The sequence below is a fragment of the Hahella chejuensis KCTC 2396 genome, assembly GCF_000012985.1.
Taxonomy (GTDB): domain Bacteria; phylum Pseudomonadota; class Gammaproteobacteria; order Pseudomonadales; family Oleiphilaceae; genus Hahella; species Hahella chejuensis.
Genome location: NC_007645.1, coordinates 5,465,305 through 5,484,540, shown reverse-complemented (window position 1 = coordinate 5,484,540; position 19,236 = coordinate 5,465,305). Strand labels below are relative to the sequence as shown.

Sequence of the window (19,236 nt, the reverse complement as noted above, 5' to 3'; positions counted from 1 at the left end):
CGTTGTCTTGTAGACTTCCTTTATTCATAACAATGATTCAAGGAACCAAGCATGAGTACAGGCTTTACTATTCCCAACCGGTTGCTGCTGGGGCCCGGACCTTCGAACACCCCCGCCAGCGTGCTTGCGGCGATGTCGCAACCTACTATCGGACACCTTGATCCGGTCTTTATCAATATGATGGATCAGATTAAGCAGATGCTTCAGGTCACGTTCAAAACTCATAATCGGTTGACGATGCCTGTTTCCGCGCCGGGCTCCGCTGGCATGGAAACCTGCTTGGTGAATTTGCTGGAGCCGGGTGATCAGGCGATTGTTGCGGTCAATGGTGTGTTCGGCAAACGTATGGTGGAAAACGTTGTTCGTGCAGGCGGCGTACCTATTGTTGTTGAGTTTGAGTGGGGGCGTCCGGTTGATCCGCAGCGGATTAAAGAGGTTCTGAACGAGCACCCACAGGCCAGATTGTTAGCATTTGTCCACGCGGAAACCTCCACTGGCGCGCGCTCAGACGCTGAAACACTCTGCTGTCTGGCGCATGAGCGCGGCGTTTTGTCCGTCGTTGATATGGTTACTTCCTGGTGCGGTATAGAGGTGGACGTAGACGGTTGGAAAGCTGACGCGGTATACAGTGGCGCGCAAAAGTGTCTTTCTGCAGTGCCGGGTATTGCGCCAGTGACTTTCAGTGAAAAAGCGGCGGACCGTATTCGCACTCGCACCAAACCCGTGCAAAGCTGGTTTCTGGATATGAGTCTGGTAATGGCCTATTGGGCTGAAGGAGGGCAGCGGGCGTACCATCACACCGCGCCGGTCAACACTCTGTATGCTATTCACGAGGCGTTGCGTCTGGTCCTGGATGAGGGGTTGGAGAATCGTTGGGCGAGGCACAAGGCCGCGCATGAGGCTTTGGTGAAAGGCATGGAATCGCTAGGGTTATCTTTCTTGGTGGAAGAGCCTTACCGCTTGCCCATGTTGAATGCGATTAAAGTGCCGGAAGGAGTGAATGAAGCGGTGGTGAGAAATAAGCTGCTGACGGATTACAACATGGAAATTGGCGCTGGCCTTGGGCCGCTGCAAGGGAAAATCTGGCGTATCGGACTAATGGGAAATAACGCCACGGTGGAATGTGCGAATCGCGCGGTTAGCGCTTTGGACGAATGCTTGCAGGCATTGAAATAACTGACAATAAAAAAGGCCCCAGGACAAAAGTCGCCTTGGGGCCTTTGACTTGGCTAAGAGAGCTTTATACGAAGTAGTGCTTTTCCACCAGCTCGCCGATGACGCGGTTAACCTGTGTTGAAAGCTCTTTCTCGTTTGCCGCGCTTACCGTAGCGGCGACTTCACCTTCATAAGAGTCAACGCCTTGGGTGGCGATGACCAGCAGGCCGGCTTTCAGTAGAGCGGTTAATGTGGCTTCAGCCAGAGTTTCCTCAACGACCACTACAGCCTTGCCTCGCTCAAACAGGTTGCGTTCCAGAGCGTACGCCAGTTTGTCCGCCAGCTCGCCTTCGACTTTAATCAAGCCGGGCTTATGACCATTACGGGCTTCCCGCTCCGCATCAGTGATCGGTGCGAAGGCTGCAATGTCGGCATCGTCAACGGCGCTTTCGATCATGCCTGCGCCGATAGTGACGTTGGTCAGACGGTCAATGATGATGAAGGCGCCGGTAGTGCGGTTGCGGGAATAGGGGTCAAACACTAACGGTTGGTTGAGCGTAACTTCGCAGGAGCCGATCTCGTTCAGTTGCAATGTATCGGTTTCGCTCTTCTCCAGCGTGTTAACGTCGATCTGATGATGGATGCGACTGACGGAGCCGGTCGCCAGATGCGTCGCCTGCTTGATGTAGTATTGACGGCCTGGCAGCAGCGGCGCTTCGCTCATCCAGACAATATGCGCCCGCATCCGATTGGATACGCACGGAACATTATCCGGGCGAACCAGTACGTCGCCGCGGCTGATATCGATCTCGTCAGCTAATGTCAGCGTCACGGCCTGATCAGAGAAAGCTTCTTCCTGCTCACCCTCGAAGGTGACGATGGACTTGACCGTGCTGGTTTTGCGGGAAGGCAGCGCCATGATGGGGTCGCCCTTACGGATAATCCCCGAGGACACTGTGCCGCTATAGCCGCGAAAGTCCAGGTTCGGACGGTTAACGTACTGCACAGGCATGCGGAAATCAGACAGGTTTTTGTCGCGGGAGATTTCCACAGTTTCCAGGATTTCCATCAGCGGCTTGTCCTTGTACCAAGACATCGCCGGGGAGTTGGAGACCACGTTGTCGCCATCCAGAGCGGAAATCGGCACGAATTTCAGGTCGTGCAGAGTCAGGCCTTTAGCGAAACTCAGGTATTCCTGCTTGATTTCTTCGTAACGCTCTTCGCTGTAATCCACCAGGTCCATTTTGTTCACCGCCACCAAGATGTGCTGGATGCCCAGCAGTGAGGCGATGAAGGTGTGGCGCTTGGTTTGCTTCAGAACGCCGTGACGGGCGTCGATCAGAATGATGGCCAGCTGCGCGGTGGATGCGCCGGTGGCCATGTTGCGCGTGTACTGCTCGTGGCCAGGAGTGTCGGCGATGATGAACTTTCTCTTGGCTGTGGAGAAATAGCGATAGGCGACGTCAATCGTGATGCCTTGCTCGCGCTCCGCCTGAAGTCCGTCCACCAGCAGGGACAAGTCAAGCTTTTCGCCCGCATTGCCGGATTTAGCGCTGTCTTTCTTGATGGCTTCCAATTGATCTTCATAGATCATCTTGGAGTCGTGCAGCAATCGACCGATCAGGGTGCTTTTGCCGTCGTCAACGCTGCCGCAGGTTAAAAGGCGAAGCAGCTCTTTATGCTCGTGCTGCTTCAGATATTCGAGAATGTCTTCGCTGATTAGGTTTGATTGATGTGACATGGACCGTACTCAATTGAATTCTGCTAAATGAATGCTTCCCTGAGGGCGCTTCTTCTCTCTATGGATCAGAAGTAGCCTTCGCGTTTCTTTTGCTCCATCGAGCCAGCCTGGTCGTGGTCAATAACGCGACCTTGACGCTCAGAGCTGGTGGTTAGCAGCATTTCCTGAATAATTTCCGGCAACGTAGTCGCCGTAGATTCGATAGCTCCAGTCAGCGGGTAGCAGCCCAGAGTACGGAAGCGCACGTCTTTCATCATCGGGGTTTCGCCCGGCTTTAAAGGCATGCGGTCATCGTCCACCATGATCATCGTGCCGTCGCGCTCGACAACTGGGCGCTTAGCGGAGAAGTAAAGAGGGACGAGCTCAATGTTTTCCAGATAGATGTATTGCCAGATGTCCAGCTCGGTCCAGTTGGACAGGGGGAACACTCGGATGCTCTCGCCTTTGTTGATCTTCCCGTTATACAGGTTCCACAGCTCCGGACGCTGATTTTTAGGGTCCCAGCGATGGTTGGAGTCACGGAAAGAATATACACGCTCCTTGGCGCGGGATTTCTCCTCGTCGCGACGGGCGCCGCCAAAGGCGGCATCGAACTTATACTTATTAAGAGCCTGCTTTAAAGACTCCGTCTTCATGACGTCGGTATGTTTGGCGCTGCCGTGTGTAAAAGGACCGATGCCTTGGCGCACGCCGTCTTCATTTATATGGACAATCAGGTCCAATCCAAACTTGGCCGCCTGTTGATCACGAAAAGTGATCATGTCTTGAAACTTCCAGGTCGTGTCCACGTGCATCAAAGGGAAAGGCGGCTTGCCAGGAAAGAAGGCCTTGCGCGCCAGATGCAACATCACCGAAGAGTCTTTTCCGATAGAGTAGAGCATAACGGGGCGCTCGAACTCGGCGGCGACTTCTCTGATTATATGAATACTTTCAGCTTCCAGCTGTTTTAAATGGGTGAGGTTGTAATCAGTCATTTTTTTCAACTGCACTCCTTAGTAAGGGGTCTCCGGTAAGGCTGACGTCCGAGGATGATCGGGTTAAAAAGCTACATCTACTATACCAAACACTTGGTGATTATAAGAAGAATGGCTTTTAGAAGAGTTTATTCTGACGATATAGTTTTCTATGGCCTTTTAGTAGCTTCTGATTTACGCAGGTAAGCGGCGCTGCCTATAGCGGGCTGTCTCTGGCGAACTTTTCGGGGTTCCATCCTGTTTGGGCTGTTGGCCTCAAATAGAGAGCTTAAGATGAAAACCTGGAAAATCCGGCGATGGATTTTCTAACGTAGCTTGTTCTCGGCGATATATTGCTCAAGCTGACGGGTCTGTTCCGGCGTCAGCTCTTTGAATTGCAGGCCGACATGGAAGGCGTTGCGGGCCAGTCGACGTGTGTAGATAACCAGCATTTCAGTTTCTACTTCGACGACCTCTTTTTTAATCAGGGGCAATGTGAAGCGAATGTTGATGCAGACAGGTCGCAATGGTGCGAAATTCAGGGCGTTTGGCGTCAGTGTCTCCAGGATGCAGCGGTCGCACTCAAGCATAAGGCCCGTTCTGGAGATATTGTGGATGGCCGCATCGCATTCCCGTTGGTCGCGTGTAGTGATATGAGCGACGAAATCCGTTGGAATACGCAGATGATGCCTCAGATTTCTTTGCATGACGGATGGACTGCTTTGAATCATAGTCGGTTAAGTAATGATACTAACATTCAACATGGAAGGCTAAGTGTACCAAATTGAATTTGATTTAAAATTAATCTTTTTGGCATAGAGAGCACGATTTTTTTGTAACAATGTGGCTATTTCGTTACGAAGTGTAATCTTTGTTGCTGGTTGAAGTTTGAGCGATATTTGATCTATTTTCTCGGGCTTAGCTTAGGTAGAATGGCGGCCTTTTTCTGAATAGACAGGTGATGGTAGATGTCCTCTTCTAGCGGCAAAGTTGGTTTCGTCAGCCTTGGCTGCCCAAAAAACACAGTAGACTCGGAACGCATTCTGACGCAACTGCGTACGGAAGGGTATGAGATATCAGCCAGCTATGAAGATGCGGATGTCGTTTTGGTGAACACCTGCGGCTTTATCGACAGTGCTGTGCAGGAGTCTTTGGACGCCATTGGCGAAGCGTTGCGCGAGAACGGCAAAGTTATCGTGACCGGATGTCTTGGGGCCAAAGAGGATGTGATCCGTGAAGTGCACCCGAAAGTGCTGGCGGTAAGCGGCCCCCATGCCTATACCGAAGTGATGAATCAGGTGCATCAGGTTGCGCCAAAGCCGGAGTACAACCCGTTCGTTAACTTGGTTCCGGATACTGGGGTTAAGTTAACTCCCAAGCATTATGCCTATCTGAAAATATCTGAAGGCTGTAACCACCGTTGTACGTTTTGCATAATTCCGTCCTTCCGCGGTGATTTGGTGAGTCGTCCCATCGGCGATGTGCTGGGCGAGGCGCAACGTCTGGTGAAAAACGGCGTCAAAGAGTTGTTGGTGATCTCTCAGGACACCAGTGCTTATGGGGTGGACACTAAATACCGTACCGGCTTCTGGGAAGGTCGCCCGGTAAAAACGCGAATGAAAGAGCTTTGCGATGAGCTTGGGCGTATGGGCGTTTGGGTGCGACTGCACTATGTATATCCTTATCCTCATGTCGATGACGTCATTCCGTTGATGGCGGACGGCAAAATTCTTCCTTATCTCGATATTCCATTTCAGCACGCCTCTCCGTCCGTGCTGAAAAATATGCGTCGTCCAGCCCATGCAGAAAAAGTGCTGCACAGAATTGGCAAGTGGCGTGAGCAGTGTCCCGATATTACTCTGCGCTCCACCTTTATAGTCGGCTTTCCGGGCGAAACGGAAGAAGATTTCCAAACGCTGTTGAATTTTCTCGAAGAAGCGCAATTGGACCGGGTGGGGTGCTTTAAATACTCTCCAGTGGAAGGCGCGACAGCGAATGAGCTGCCTGATCCAGTTGAAGAGGTGGTCAAACAGGAGCGCTGGGAACGCTTCATGGAAGTGCAGCAACGTATCAGCGCCAGTCGTCTGCAGGCGAAAATCGGCAAACGCATGGATGTGATCGTTGATGAGGTCGTGGAAGAAGGGGCGGTTTGTCGTTCCAAAGCGGATGCGCCGGAAATCGACGGGCAGGTGTTCTTAGATAATCAAACCCATCTGAAGCCGGGCGATCTGGTCACGGTGGAGATAGAGGATGCGGATGAGTATGACTTGTGGGGGCGTCCAGTATAACCGGCCCTTGCAGTCGGAATGAAGAAGAGCCCGTTTAGGGCTCTTCTTTGTTAGGCTTAACTCAGCTTTTTGGCGAGTATTTCGTTCACCTGTTGTGGGTTGGCTTTGCCTTTTGAGATTTTCATTGTTTGGCCGACAAAGAAGCCGATCATTTTTCCGCGTTTGGCTTCATCTGCGGCTTTATATTGTTCGACTTGGGCAGCGTTATTCGCCAGGACCTCATCAACAAAAGCCTCGATGGCGCTATCGTCAGTAACGGCTATCAGGCCTTTCTTCTCAATGATTTCATCTGCTTCGCCTTCGCCGTTCCACATGGCCTCAAGCACATCCTTGGCGGCTTTGCCGTTGATAGTGTTGTCCTTCAGGCGTAGCAGCAGTTTGCCAAGCCCTTCAGCGGTGACGGGAGATTGTGAGATGTCCAAAGAGTTCTGGTTCAGGCGCTTGGCCAGCTCTCCCATTATCCAGTTCGCTGTCAGCTTGGCGTCGCCGACGATTTTGGTTGCGGCTTCAAAGTAGTCCGCTTGCGCGCGCGAGCTGGCTAGTACTCCCGCATCGTAATCAGATAAGCCGTACTCAGAGCAGAAACGGGCCAGCTTTTGCTCCGGCAGCTCTGGAAGCGTGCTGCGGACCGCTTCAATATAAGCGTCGTCTATTTCAATCGGCAGCAGATCCGGGTCTGGGAAGTAACGGTAATCGTTGGCGAACTCTTTGCTGCGCATTGAGCGAGTATTGTCTTTGTCCGCATCATACAGGCGTGTTTCCTGTGTGACCTTGCCACCCTCTTCTATTAGGTCGATTTGTCTTTCAATTTCGCCTTGAATGGCCTTTTCGACAAAACGGAAGGAGTTGACGTTCTTGATCTCGGTGCGAACGCCAAACTCTTTCTGCCCTTTCGGACGAACGGAAACGTTGCAGTCGCAGCGCATGGAGCCCTGAGACATGTCGCCATCGGAGATGCCCAGATAGGTGACGATGGAGTGCAGCTTTCTCAAATACGCGACTGCCTCTTTGGCGCTGCGCAGCTCCGGCTCGGACACAATTTCCAGTAGAGGCGTACCGGCGCGGTTCAAGTCGATGCCAGTCATGCCATGAAAATCTTCGTGCAGACTTTTGCCAGCGTCCTCTTCCAGGTGGGCGCGAGTGACGGTGATCGTTTTCTTCTCGCCATTCTCAAGCTGGATGTCCAGTTTGCCTTGTTTGACGGTAGGGTGATCCAGCTGGCTGATTTGGTAACCCTTGGGTAGATCAGGGTAGAAATAGTTTTTGCGGTCGAAGACCGAGCGCGTGTTGATTTCGGCGCCGATGGCCAGGCCGAACATCACCGCCATGCGCACGGCTTCTTCATTCATTACCGGCAGCATGCCAGGCATGGCCAGATCTACAGCGCAAGCCTGAGTATTTGGCTCTGCGCCAAAGGTGGTGGCTGCGCCGGAGAATATTTTGGATTTGGTGGCGAGCTGAACATGAACTTCCAGCCCGATAACCGCTTCCCATTCCATGATATGACCTCTTCGCTAATGGTTGCGTAATCTTTGTGTAGTGCGGGTGGGCTTATTCGCCCAGGGCCGGACTGCGTTTATGCCAGTCAGTGTTCAACTGATATTGGTGTCCAAGGTTCAGCAATCGGGCTTCAGTAAAATAGTTTCCGATCAGTTGCATTCCCACAGGTAGTCCGCCTTTGAAGCCGCAGGGCAGGCCAAGAGCAGGCAGGCCGGCCAGGCTGGCGGGGATAGTGAAAATGTCTTCCAGGTACATTTGCACTGGATCGGATGTTTTCTCACCCAGCCTGAAGGCGACATCGGGGGTGGTGGGACATAACAGCGCATCGACTTCGTTCAGCGCTGACACGAAGTCATTCTTGATCAGACGACGGATTTTTTGCGCCTGTCGATAATAGGCGTCGTAGTATCCGGCGGACAGTGCGTAAGTTCCGATCAGGATGCGGCGCTTTACTTCGTCCCCGAAACCTTCGGATCGAGAGCGTTGATACAGGTCTTCGAGATCCTTGGGATTCTCGCAACGATGACCATAACGAACGCCGTCGAAACGAGACAGGTTGGTTGAGCATTCCGCTGGCGCGATGACGTAGTAAGCGGGCACGGACAGTTCTGTATGAGGCAGCGACACTTCTTTAAAGGACGCGCCCAGAGACTCGTATACTTTTATCGCTTCCTGCAGCGCCTTTTCAACTTCTGCGTTGAGCTGGTTGCTGAAGTACTCTTTTGGCAGTCCGATAGTGACGCCAGCCAAAGGTTGCGCCAGCGCTGAGGTGTAATCTTCTGTGGGATTCAACGCGCTGGTGGAGTCCATTGGGTCGTGCCCGGCCATGACATTCAAGAGTAGCGCCGCATCTTCCGCGGTGCGAGCGAAAGGGCCACCCTGATCCAGGCTTGAGGCGAAAGCCACCATTCCCAAACGGGATACGCGCCCGTAAGTCGGCTTGAGGCCGGTCAGTCCGCAAAATGCTGCAGGTTGTCTGATGGAGCCGCCTGTGTCCGTGCCGGTCGCCGCTGCGCAGAGTCCGGCCGCAACCGCCGCTGCAGACCCACCTGAAGAACCGCCGGGCGCGCGCTCGGTGTCCCAAGGGTTGCGCACCGGGCCAAAGTAGCTGTTTTCGTTGGATGAACCCATGGCGAACTCGTCCATATTGGTTTTACCCAGAGTGACGGCGCCAGCATCTATAAATTTGCGGGTGACGGTGGACTCGTAAGGCGGAACAAACTTTTCCAGCATTCTGGAGCCGCATGTCGTCGTCACGCCTTCCGTGCAGAAGACGTCTTTGTGCGCGAGAGGTACGCCATTCAAAACGGAGGTTTGTCCCGCGTTGAGACGGGCGTCGGCTTGTTCCGCCTGAGAGAGGGCCAGATCTTCCGTGACGGTGATGAAGCAATTCAATTCTGGATTGAGACGTTTGATTCTGGCCAGATAATCCTGGGTGATTTCACGGGATGAAAACTGTTTATCCCGGAGTCCGCTTATGATCTCGCTAATAGTATGTGGCAACATGCGTATCTCTTACTTTTCTATAGCCGGCAAGGCGTTCGCAATAGGTTCTTTGGGGCGGGCGTTCCAGTCGCGTCAATCGATGACTTTGGGAACCAGATACAAACCATTCTCAGTGGCTGGCGCGATAGCCTGAAACTTTTCACGCTGATTACTTTCCGTCACTTCGTCTTTGCGCAGCCGCTGGGTCATTTCCAGCGGATTGGACAGCGGCTCTATGGCGCTGGTGTCCACTTTCTGCATCTGTTCGACAAAGTCCAGAATCTGTCCCAGATCGTGGGTCAGTTTCGCCACTTGGTCGCCGGGCGTTTCCAATCTCGCTAGCTTGGCGATGGTCTCCAACTGTTCCGACTGGATGGTCACATTATTCTCCTGCTGGGCGTTGCGGTTGGCTTGATTCGGATCTGATCCGAGAATTCGATGTTGAGTCCGGTCTGGCGAACGCCATTGCAGCGCTCCTGATCGCACCGGAAATTAAAGAGGGCTATTATAAGAGGGTTTGCGTACAGTCTGTAAATGAATTGGCGATTTTTTCCCAGTAAAACGCCCTGAAACAGGCCTTTCTGATGACGATTTTTTAATGACTTGCGGCCGGGCGCGGGCGGGGCTAAATGATTCTTGCCCTGACCCCTCGCCACTGTTAAAGTTGCCGCAGCATGCCTAACCCTAAAAAGAATACGGATTCAAACGTTCAATGTTTAAACGATTACGTGGTTTGTTTTCCAGCGATCTGTCGATCGATCTGGGGACCGCCAATACACTGATTTATGTTCGTGGAAGAGGAATTGTGCTCAATGAGCCCTCTGTGGTCGCAATTCGTAACCAGGGCGCACAGAAAAGCGTTGCGGCGGTAGGCGCCGAAGCGAAGAGGATGCTGGGACGGACGCCGGGCAACATTACCGCGATCCGACCATTGAAGGACGGCGTCATCGCCGATTTTCACGTTACTGAAAAAATGCTCCAGCACTTTATCCACAAAGTGCATGAAAACAGTTTCATTACCCCCAGTCCTCGCGTACTGGTTTGTATCCCCAGTCGTTCCACCCAGGTTGAGCGTAAAGCAATTCGAGAGTCCGCCCTTGGCGCGGGCGCCAGAGAAGTATTTTTGATTGAAGAACCTATGGCTGCGGCCATTGGCGCCGGCCTGCCCGTGGAAGAAGCGAACGGCTCCATGGTAGTGGATATTGGTGGCGGAACCACTGAAATCGCCATTATCTCCCTGAACGGTATTGTGTACGCCGACTCAGTAAGAGTAGGCGGAGACAAGTTTGACGAGGCGATCACCGCTTATGTGCGCCGCAATTACGGCAGTTTGATTGGCGACGCCACCGCAGAGCGCATCAAACAGGAAATCGGCTGCGCCTATGAAGGCCTGGAGCTGCGTGAAATCGACGTACGTGGTCGTAATCTCGCAGAAGGGGTTCCCCGTAGTTTCACCTTGAATAGCGAAGAAATCCTCGAAGCATTACAAGAAGCTTTGGCGACTATCGTGCAGGCGGTTAAGAGCGCACTGGAGCAGTCACCGCCTGAGTTGGCGTCTGATATCGCTGAACGGGGCATCGTATTAACTGGCGGCGGCGCACTGTTGCGCGGCCTGGACAGTTTGCTGACAGAAGAAACCGGCTTGCCGGTGATCGTTGCTGACGATCCGCTTACCTGTGTCGCAAGGGGCGGCGGTCGTGCGCTGGAAGTTATCGACAAACGCGGCAGTGGTCTATTCTTTATGGAATAACAACTCTTTAACGGAGTTGACCACTTGTTTTCGCCATGTTTTATGGTAGCTTTCTGTGTTTGTAAATAAATTCCTTTCCGGACTGTTGGGGAGATTGCGACATTAAAAATATCTTCGTTGAAGGCCCGTTTTTAGGCGCACGAATGATATTGGTGGCCTTGCTCTCCATCGCCATCGGAATCGCGGATTTTCACTTCAACCTTTTATCTTCGTTACGTGAAACGCTGGCGACCCTGGTCGCCCCTGTGCAATGGGTTGTCAGCGCTCCTTCCGATGTGGTCGACTGGACTGAAGACGCGGTCAAATCGCGCCGCGATTTGCAGCAGGAAAATGAAGCGCTGCGCAACCGGCTTTTGATTCTTGAGGCGAAGTCCCAGCGCCTGGCGTCTTTAACCGCGGAAGTTAATCGTTTGCGCGAGCTGCTGAACGCCTCGTCCGTGGTGGACGATTCTGTGCTGGTGTCCGAGATCATCGGTATCAATCCCGATCCTTATATGCATGAGGTGGTCGTCAACAAAGGCTCTGATGACGGCGTCTATCTCGGGCAGCCTATGCTCGACTCGCAAGGCTTGATGGGGCAGGTGACGCAAGTGTCGCCGTTGACGTCCCGTGTTCTATTGATTTCCGATAGCAACCATGCGGTGCCGATTCAGGTCAACCGCAACGGCGTGCGCGGTATTCTTGTCGGCTCTGGCGTGTTGGACCGGCTGCAACTGATAAATGTTCCCGATACGGCGGACATTGTTGTTGGCGACTTGTTGGTGAGTTCGGGGTTGGGTGGTAAATTCCCGGCGGGTTATCCGGTTGCTAAAGTTACTGCGGTGGTGCATGACCCGGGCGAACCCTTTGCGCGAATTGAAGCGCACCCTTTGTCCGAATTGAACCGCAGCAGACATGTTTTGTTAGTGTTTAAGAAAAAGTCGTCGGAGGTGGGAGACAGGGTTTCCGACGAACCTTCGCCTGAAGCAACTCAGTAGGCCGTATGCCCAGAGACGAGTTTCGCCCTGTCTTGTTCGTTTTCACCTTGTTCCTGGCGTTTTGCGTCAGTCTGATTCCTCTGGGTGGATTCGCTGCTTATTTTAGGCCCGAGTCCATATGCATGGTGATGTTTTACTGGACGTTGAAGCATCCCGGCGCCTGCGGCATTCTGGTCGGTTGGTGCGTGGGGCTGCTATGGGACGTGTTGATGGGAAGCACTTTGGGCGTGCATGCGCTGGCGCTGGCGCTGCAGGCTTATCTGGTGTTGAAGATGCTGCAACGGCTGCAAATGTTTCCTCTGATTCAGCAGTCTTTTGTTGTGTTTATCATTGTCGGTATTGTGCTGATGCTGTTCCGCTGGATTAACGGATTGCTCGCCCAGCCCGCGACGGATATGGCCTATTTATTAGGGGCCCTGAGTTCGGCGCTGTTGTGGCCACTGTTTTCGCTACTGATGGAAAAACTGGAAAATGTTTGACGGCAACCCTGGCAGGCGCCGCCTGGTACTGGCGTCGGGATCTCCTCGTCGGCGTGAAATGATCGCCGGGCTGGGGTGTGAATTTTCTATCGCCAGCGCGGATATCGATGAAAGCGTTCGTCCTTCTGAGGCGGCGGCGGATTACGTTGAGCGCCTCGCGAAGGAAAAAGCGACAGCGGTATTTGAAGCGCGTGGCGATCAACAGGATATAGTGGTGTTGGGCGCTGACACTACGGTTGTGGCCGGAGGCGACATTCTCGGCAAGCCGGTTGATTTTGACGACGCCAAAGCCATGCTGCGCAGGCTATCAGGAACATGGCATGAAGTGTTGACTTCCGTGGCCTTAGTAGCGGCGGAGGGTTGCAAGGTGACGACGACTTTAAGTCGGGTGCGATTCCGGGAGTTGTCCGAACAGGAAATTCAGCGCTATTGGGATTCCGGTGAGCCAGCAGACAAAGCGGGCGCATACGGCATTCAGGGGTTGGCCGGGAGTTTCGTGGAGCGCGTGGAAGGCAGTTATTCATCCATTGTTGGGTTGCCTCTTTGCGAGACCGTCGTGCTGTTAAAGGAATTCGGAATCAAGATCTGGTCGGACTAACTGCATGAGTGAAGAAATCTTAATCAACGTGACTCCGGTGGAAACTCGCGTCGCTGTCGTCGAGAACGGCATGCTGCAGGAAGTTTATATCGAAAGAAGTCAGCGGCGAGGCATTGTCGGCAACATCTATAAAGGCAAAGTCATTCGAGTGTTGCCAGGTATGGAGGCGGCCTTTATTGATATCGGACTGGAGCGCGCGGCCTTTATTCACGCTTCGGACGTCACCACGGTGAACCCCGGCGAGGACCGCAACGGCGGCAATAAGCATCCCGATATCAGCTCTTTGCTGCGGGAAGGCCAGTCTCTGGTCGTGCAGGTTACCAAAGATCCGATCGGCGCCAAGGGCGCGCGTCTTACCACGCAACTATCCATTCCATCCCGTTATTTGGTTTATATGCCGGATAACAACCACATCGGGATATCCCAGCGTATAGAGGATGACGCCGAGCGTGACCGCCTGAAGGAACTTATTCAGCTTTGCGTCACCACAGAAGACGCCAATTCCGCTGATGGCGCTGGTTTTATCATTCGCACGGCTGCGGAGGGGGTCGGCTCGGAAGAGTTGAAATCCGATATTCTGTTTCTGCAAAAGCTCTGGCTGTCTTTACGGGAGAAGATCAAGTCTTCGCCGGCTCCAGGACCGATATATGAAGACTTGCCGTTGTATATTCGTACGCTGCGAGATCTCGTGCGGCCCTATACCGAAAAAATACGCATCGACTCCAGAGAAAGCTTTCATAAGGCGCTTAAGTTTGTAGACGAGTTTGTCTCTGAGATTCGCAATAAGCTGGAATACTATCCTGGCGAGCGTCCGATCTTTGATTTGTACAGTGTTGAAGATGAGCTGCAGAAGGCGCTGAGCCGCAAGGTGCAACTGAAATCCGGCGGTTACCTGATCATTGATCAGACTGAGGCGATGACCACCATTGACGTTAATACGGGGGCGTTTGTCGGCCATCGCAATCTTGAAGAAACCATCTTTAAGACCAATCTTGAGGCGGCGCGCGCCATTGCGCGACAACTGCGGCTACGCAATCTGGGCGGCATCATCATCATCGACTTCATTGATATGGAGGACGAGGAGCACAAGCGCCAAGTGTTGCGTATGTTGGAAAAAATGCTGGAGCGCGATCACGCCAAAACCAAAATCAGCTGTGTCAGTGAGCTGGGACTGGTGGAAATGACTCGCAAGCGCACTACTGAAAGCCTGGGGCAGATGCTTTGTGAGCCTTGTCCCGCCTGCGATGGCCGCGGCACGGTCAAGACGGCGCAGACCGTGTGCTATGAAATCTTCCGTGAGATTTTGCGGATTAACCGCACCTATGACGCGCAGGGGTATTTGGTGTTAGCGGCGCAGGCGGTAGTGGATCTGTTACTGGATGAGCAGTCGGACAGCGTCGCTGATCTGGAAACCTTCATTGGTAAGCGTATTCGTTTTCAAGTGGAGGTGATGTATACCCAGGAGCAGTTTGATGTTGTTTTGCAATAAATTGCAGCGCACACTTTCTCTAGATATTACCGGCCGGCGGCAATACTGAGCTTTTGTCGTCGGCGCAGATTAATCAAGCATAGACGTATATCGCCGGCGGTCCGATCCAGTCATGACCATAAAATCCGTGTTAATCAAGATCACGCAATGGATATGGTATGTGGCTATCGCATTGTTGGTCCTGGTCGCCACTTATCTTTCTTTAGGACGTAACTTCTTTGACGCCGTATCGGTGTTCAAGGAGGACCTTGAATTACGTCTCTCCGCATCCCTGGGCGCGACGGTCAAAATGGAGGCGCTGGAAGGGAGCTGGGATGGCTTCGATCCCGTCGTCACCCTCAAAAACGTCACTCTAACCGACCCCAAGAAAGTCGACAGCGCGATGACGCTGGACTCCCTCGTTGTGCAACCAGACATGGTGAAATCGCTGTTTTCGTTGAAACTGGCTTTGAGTCGAGTAGAAATCGGCGATGTCTCCGTTAACCTGGAACAGAGCTTGAGCGGCGGCTGGCGGCTCCCAGGATTGGAGCAGAAAGCGAATAGCGGAGGAGCGCTGGACTGGCGGCGGCTGGCGGATTATATGGCTTCGCCGGTGCTGGAGTTTCGGGAAATTCGTTTACATTGGCGTTATCGCGACAGTCAAGTGGCGGGTTGGTTGATTCCGGTATTGACGATTCAAGTTGAAGAAGATGACTTGGCTGCCTCGGGCCGAATTCTGCGAGCAGGAGACCATGCCGACTTAGGGCTGTTTTCCGTCAATGCGCGTGATTTGCTGAGTTCAGGAAAGCTGAACGGCGAAGCCTACTTCAGCTGGCGCAGGGGGGAAGCGTTGGACCCGTTGCTAAGTCTGTTCTCCGAACACGGCTTGCGCGCCACGGATATAGAGGCCGCGGGGGCTCTTTGGTTGACGCTGCAGGACAATCGGCTTGTTGATATCACTGGGGACATGAACGTCCCCCGATTAGCCTGGACGGATGATCGGACCACTATGGTGCCTCTGCAGGATATCCGGGTGAGATTCAACGCTGTGCTGACCGAACAGGGCGGCTGGAAAGTCTCAGCGTATGATCTTGGACTGGATTGGGCGGGAGACAGTTGGCGCGATGCGCGCGCGCTGGTGGATATAGACGCCGAGGGCGCAGTTCGGATGTCCCTGGACAATTTGAATCTGGGCCTTCTTGCTCGCTTAAGTGTCGCCGCCGGTATTTTGCCTGATAATGCGTCGCGACGCCTCGCCAGTTACCAACCGGAAGGGGCGCTGCGCAACATCGGCTTTAATCTTGGCGCGAAGGGGCGGTTTGAATTGCTCGCGCAGCTGGACCAAGTGAGAGTCGCGCCTCATGGCGGGGCTCCCGGCGGCGCTGGGATCGATGGTTTTCTGCAGGTGCGTAATCATGGCGGTAAAGTCATCTTCAAAGGATCGGCGATGCAGCTGAACTTTCCTGAGCTGTATCACGCCGGGTGGACGTTCAGCGTCGGCGAAGGGCGTGTTGAATGGCGTGGCGACGATGATTATGTGTATGTTTTTGGAAACGGTCTGCGTCTGAAAGAGATTAATGGGCTGCAAGCGGAGTTGAGTGGCGCTTTTAGTATATTGTTGCCTCATGATCAGTCCCGTGAGCTTAATCTGGAGCTGGCGATCGGTGTGGAGAATGCGGACGCTCGGGTGGCTTCTCTGCTTGTGCCGGGGCATGTCATTCCACAGGAACTCAATCGCTGGTTGCAGCAGGCTGTTAAAGGCGGTCGGGTGACTACCGGCGGCTACTTCTATTCTGGTGTGGTGGGGCCGTTGGCCACCGCTACCAATCACCGGTCACAGATGTTTTTCAATCTGAAGGACGGGCGTTTGCATTACGCAGATGGTTGGCCTGAGTTGGAAAACTTTGATGCGCGTCTCGCGATTATCGGAGGCGAGTTGAGCGCTATTGTCGGCGAGGGAACGGTCGCCGGCACGCGGGTTCGCTCGGTGAAAGTGAAGCGAGACGGCGGTGGGGCGGACTCGCTGCTCCATATCAGCGCGAATATTCGACCCCAGAAAAGCGATTGGGACTACTGGTTGAAAAAATCGCCCATCGCCAGTGTAACTGCGCCGGTTGTGGAGGATTGGTCTGTCAGCGGCGCCAGCTCTGGCGTGTTGGATTTGACGTTAGACACGGTTGGCGTTGGCCCGCCTCGCGTCGACCTCAAGTTAAAAGCGGCGGGACTGAGTTTACAGTCTCATCGCAATGATCTGGCGTTAACTGAATTACGGGGCAATCTTTCCTTTAGTACAGCCAATGGCATCCGGGCGACAGGGATGCAAGGGACGATATTTGGACAGCCTGCAAACCTGGATGTAACGACATCAAACTGGTCGGAGCAACGGAAAACATTGGCGTTAAAGCTGGCGAGCAAGATTGAGGCTCCTACGCTGCTGGATTGGCTCAAAGTTGAGCGGAATGTTCCGTTATCAGGACAGCTACCTTATCTCCTCGCCTTGGATCTCGATCATACTGACAAAAGTCGTTTCCGGCTGCGGCTGGACAGTGAACTGCTGGGCGCGGACATTCAGGCTCCGGCCCCTTTCGGCAAATCGATGCAGGATAGTGTTCCTTTGTCCATTGTGCGCGATTGGGAAACGGAAGGCCGTCGTGAAAACTGGTCTGTCTCCGTAAAAGATCTTCTGAACGCGCGTTTTGAAGTCAGTGAGGGGGCGATCAGTCGAGGCGCACTGGCGTTTATAACAGGGGATAAGGCGCCTGAGGGCTTGGAGCTGCCTGCGCGCGGCGTCAATGTGTCTGGACAACTAGCGCGATTATCGGTGTCTGAGTGGCGGACTTATCTGCAAGAATTTCTCGGCGCTGATATGGGGGATACACCGGCAAATGCGCCGGATTGGCTGAATCACGTGTCGATGCAGGTTGGAAGGCTGGAGGTCGCCGGCGAGTGGTTCAATCAGGTGGATGCGCGTCTGCAGCGGCGTTCTGGGGGGCTCGATATTTCGCTGGATGATGGCGAGAGGCTCACAGGAACTTTGTCTATCCATGATGACGCCAGTAAGCCGCCCTTCGCCAAGTTCCAGCGTCTGTATATCTCTGATAGCGCCGCCACGGCGGTGGAGAAACGTATGACCCCTGCGGACGTGCCCCTGGCGCAGGTGGATATCGAAGACCTGCGCCTGGGAGGCAAGCAGCTTGGAAGCTGGGCCTGGGTGACGCAGCCCAGGGAAGATGGCGTGGTATTCAGTAATATGTTTGGGCGTCTCGCCGGCGCTACGGTGACGGCAAGGCTAAGCTGGCTAATGGACCCGCAAACCGGCCATCAGACGTCGATTCTCACGGGGGACTTGAAAGGCGCCAACTTTGATCGCTTTTATGAAAATCTGGCGGAAGAAGCGCCATTAACTGCTGAAGATTACAGCTTCAATACAGGCATAGTCTGGCAGGGCGGCCCCACTGAGTTTCAGTGGAAAGACGTTACCGGGCAAATCAGCTTCAAGATGAGCAATGGCGTCTTCCGCGAAGCGTCAAACTCGGCCAACATCTTCCGGGTGTTTGGCATCCTGAACACCGATTCAATTACCCGGCGCCTGCGTTTGGACTTCTCTGATCTGTACCGTAAGGGCTTGGCCTATGACCAGATTGAGGGGGAGGCGCGTATAGAGGAAGGGGTGATGAACTTTGAAAGCCCGCTTGCGATCCAGACTCTTTCCAGCGGGTTCAAGATAACCGGTAAGACCAGTCTGGTTGATGACGCTCTGGATATGCAGATGGTGGTCGTACTGCCGGTAACGAAAAATCTACCGCTGGCGGCGGTCTTGGTGGGGGCTCCCCAAGTAGGGGGCGCCTTGTTTCTGATCGACAAGCTACTGGGCGATCCGCTCAGCCGGATGACCAGCGCCACATATAAAATCAAAGGTACATTGGATAACCCAGAGGTCAGTCTGCAGCAGATATTTGATAACAGCAGCGGCGGTTCGGCCTCACAGAGAAGGAGAGCGGATTGATGAGCGAGTTCACACTGGCGATAGTGCAGTTGGTCAGCACCAGTGATATAGAGCATAACTTGGCCCGAGTGGAGCACTGGGTGGCGGAAGCGGCTAATGGCGGCGCGCAGCTGGTGTTGCTGCCGGAGAATTTTGCGCTGTTCGAAAGCAAACGCTCGCTGGATATCGGTGCTGCGGAAGCGGACGCCGAAGGACCTATCCGGCGTTTTCTCGCTGGGCTGGCGAGACGGTTTGGGGTTTGGATCATTGCGGGGTCCTTGCCCTGCGCGCAACGTCCTGACGGCGCGTCGATTGATGGGCGCGTGCGTTCCGCCTGCTGGGTGTTTGACGATAGCGGCGCCACAGTTGCGCGTTACGATAAGATCCATCTGTTTGATGTGGATGTGAAAGATGCCTATGGCGCCTATCGCGAATCTGCCATATTTGAGCCGGGCGAGCAGGTGGTGGTGATCGCTACCCCCTGGATCAGAATCGGCTTGTCGATTTGCTATGACTTGCGTTTTCCCGAGTTGTTTCGCGCGATGGCGGAGCAGGGGGCGGAGTTGATGACGGTTCCTTCCGCATTCACGTATGTGACGGGCGAGGCGCACTGGGAAACGTTATTGCGCGCGCGCGCGATAGAAAATCAGGTGTATATCGCCGCGGCCAATCAGGGAGGTTGTCATTCAGAGTCCCGTCGCACATACGGGCATTCCATGGTTATCGACCCCTGGGGTAAAGTCGTGGCGTGCCTGGAAGAAGGAGAGGGCGTCATTCTCTCCACTCTGGATAAGGCGAAGCTGCAGGACGTGCGGACGAGTATGCCCGTGCTCGCACATCGCAGGCTCAAGTAGCGC

Annotated in this window: 15 protein-coding genes; 9 read left to right on the top strand and 6 right to left on the bottom strand. The window is 53.8% G+C overall.

Annotation, left to right across the window (positions count from 1 at the left end; translation table 11 throughout):
- The first annotated feature begins 51 nt into the window (after positions 1-51).
- The gene (locus HCH_RS24005) at positions 52-1,176 is read left to right on the top strand and encodes a pyridoxal-phosphate-dependent aminotransferase family protein (protein ID WP_011399081.1); all 1,125 of its coding nucleotides are present in this window, start codon (positions 52-54) and stop codon (positions 1,174-1,176) included.
- 64 nt (positions 1,177-1,240) lie between these two features.
- Here the strand turns inward: HCH_RS24005 and cysN are convergent, their stop codons facing one another.
- From cysN to HCH_RS23990, 3 genes are all read right to left on the bottom strand, one after another.
- Positions 1,241-2,896, bottom strand: coding sequence for a sulfate adenylyltransferase subunit CysN (gene cysN / locus HCH_RS24000; protein ID WP_011399079.1), 1,656 nt, complete (start codon positions 2,894-2,896; stop codon positions 1,241-1,243).
- A gap of 65 nt (positions 2,897-2,961) precedes the next feature.
- The gene (gene cysD, locus HCH_RS23995; RefSeq protein WP_011399078.1) at positions 2,962-3,870 is read right to left on the bottom strand and encodes a sulfate adenylyltransferase subunit CysD; all 909 of its coding nucleotides are present in this window, start codon (positions 3,868-3,870) and stop codon (positions 2,962-2,964) included.
- 305 nt (positions 3,871-4,175) lie between these two features.
- Complete coding sequence (locus HCH_RS23990) at positions 4,176-4,556, bottom strand: PilZ domain-containing protein (protein WP_148212651.1); 381 nt, start codon at positions 4,554-4,556, stop codon at positions 4,176-4,178.
- Positions 4,557-4,817: 261 nt separating this feature from the next.
- Here HCH_RS23990 and rimO point away from each other — a divergent pair, with 261 nt between their 5' ends.
- On the top strand, positions 4,818-6,137 hold the full coding sequence (rimO, locus tag HCH_RS23985; protein ID WP_011399075.1) for a 30S ribosomal protein S12 methylthiotransferase RimO: 1,320 nt from the start codon (positions 4,818-4,820) through the stop codon (positions 6,135-6,137).
- A gap of 56 nt (positions 6,138-6,193) precedes the next feature.
- Here rimO and gatB read toward each other — a convergent pair whose 3' ends face one another.
- From gatB to gatC, 3 genes are all read right to left on the bottom strand, one after another.
- Complete coding sequence (gatB, locus tag HCH_RS23980; protein ID WP_011399074.1) at positions 6,194-7,636, bottom strand: Asp-tRNA(Asn)/Glu-tRNA(Gln) amidotransferase subunit GatB; 1,443 nt, start codon at positions 7,634-7,636, stop codon at positions 6,194-6,196.
- Between the two features lie 52 nt (positions 7,637-7,688).
- Positions 7,689-9,143 carry an Asp-tRNA(Asn)/Glu-tRNA(Gln) amidotransferase subunit GatA gene (gene gatA, locus HCH_RS23975; protein WP_011399073.1) on the bottom strand — a complete coding sequence of 485 codons (1,455 nt, stop codon included), beginning with the start codon at positions 9,141-9,143 and terminating at the stop codon, positions 7,689-7,691.
- A gap of 72 nt (positions 9,144-9,215) precedes the next feature.
- A complete protein-coding gene (gene gatC, locus HCH_RS23970) occupies positions 9,216-9,503 on the bottom strand; it encodes an Asp-tRNA(Asn)/Glu-tRNA(Gln) amidotransferase subunit GatC (protein WP_041598898.1) in 288 nt (95 codons plus the stop codon).
- A 331-nt stretch (positions 9,504-9,834) separates the two neighbouring features.
- Between gatC and HCH_RS23960 the strand changes: the two genes are divergently transcribed.
- The 7 genes from HCH_RS23960 (at position 9,835) to HCH_RS23930 (ending at position 19,233) form a co-directional block, all read left to right on the top strand.
- Positions 9,835-10,872, top strand: a complete 1,038-nt coding sequence (locus HCH_RS23960; RefSeq protein WP_011399070.1) for a rod shape-determining protein — start codon at positions 9,835-9,837, stop codon at positions 10,870-10,872.
- Between the two features lie 65 nt (positions 10,873-10,937).
- Entirely contained in the window at positions 10,938-11,849 is a 912-nt protein-coding gene (mreC, locus tag HCH_RS23955; protein ID WP_337998594.1) for a rod shape-determining protein MreC, read from the top strand.
- A 5-nt stretch (positions 11,850-11,854) separates the two neighbouring features.
- Positions 11,855-12,328: a rod shape-determining protein MreD gene (gene mreD / locus HCH_RS23950; RefSeq protein WP_011399068.1), complete on the top strand. Its 474-nt coding sequence runs from the start codon at positions 11,855-11,857 to the stop codon at positions 12,326-12,328.
- Entirely contained in the window at positions 12,321-12,926 is a 606-nt protein-coding gene (locus HCH_RS23945) for a Maf family protein (protein WP_011399067.1), read from the top strand. Before mreD ends, HCH_RS23945 begins: the two co-directional genes overlap by 8 nt.
- A gap of 4 nt (positions 12,927-12,930) precedes the next feature.
- Complete coding sequence (gene rng, locus HCH_RS23940; RefSeq protein ID WP_011399066.1) at positions 12,931-14,415, top strand: ribonuclease G; 1,485 nt, start codon at positions 12,931-12,933, stop codon at positions 14,413-14,415.
- A 112-nt stretch (positions 14,416-14,527) separates the two neighbouring features.
- Positions 14,528-18,400 (top strand): YhdP family protein, encoded by a 3,873-nt coding sequence (locus tag HCH_RS23935; RefSeq protein ID WP_011399065.1) that lies wholly within the window; start codon positions 14,528-14,530, stop codon positions 18,398-18,400.
- A complete protein-coding gene (locus tag HCH_RS23930) occupies positions 18,400-19,233 on the top strand; it encodes a carbon-nitrogen hydrolase family protein (protein WP_011399064.1) in 834 nt (277 codons plus the stop codon). The genes HCH_RS23935 and HCH_RS23930 overlap by 1 nt, the downstream gene beginning before the upstream one ends.
- Positions 19,234-19,236 lie beyond the last annotated feature (3 nt).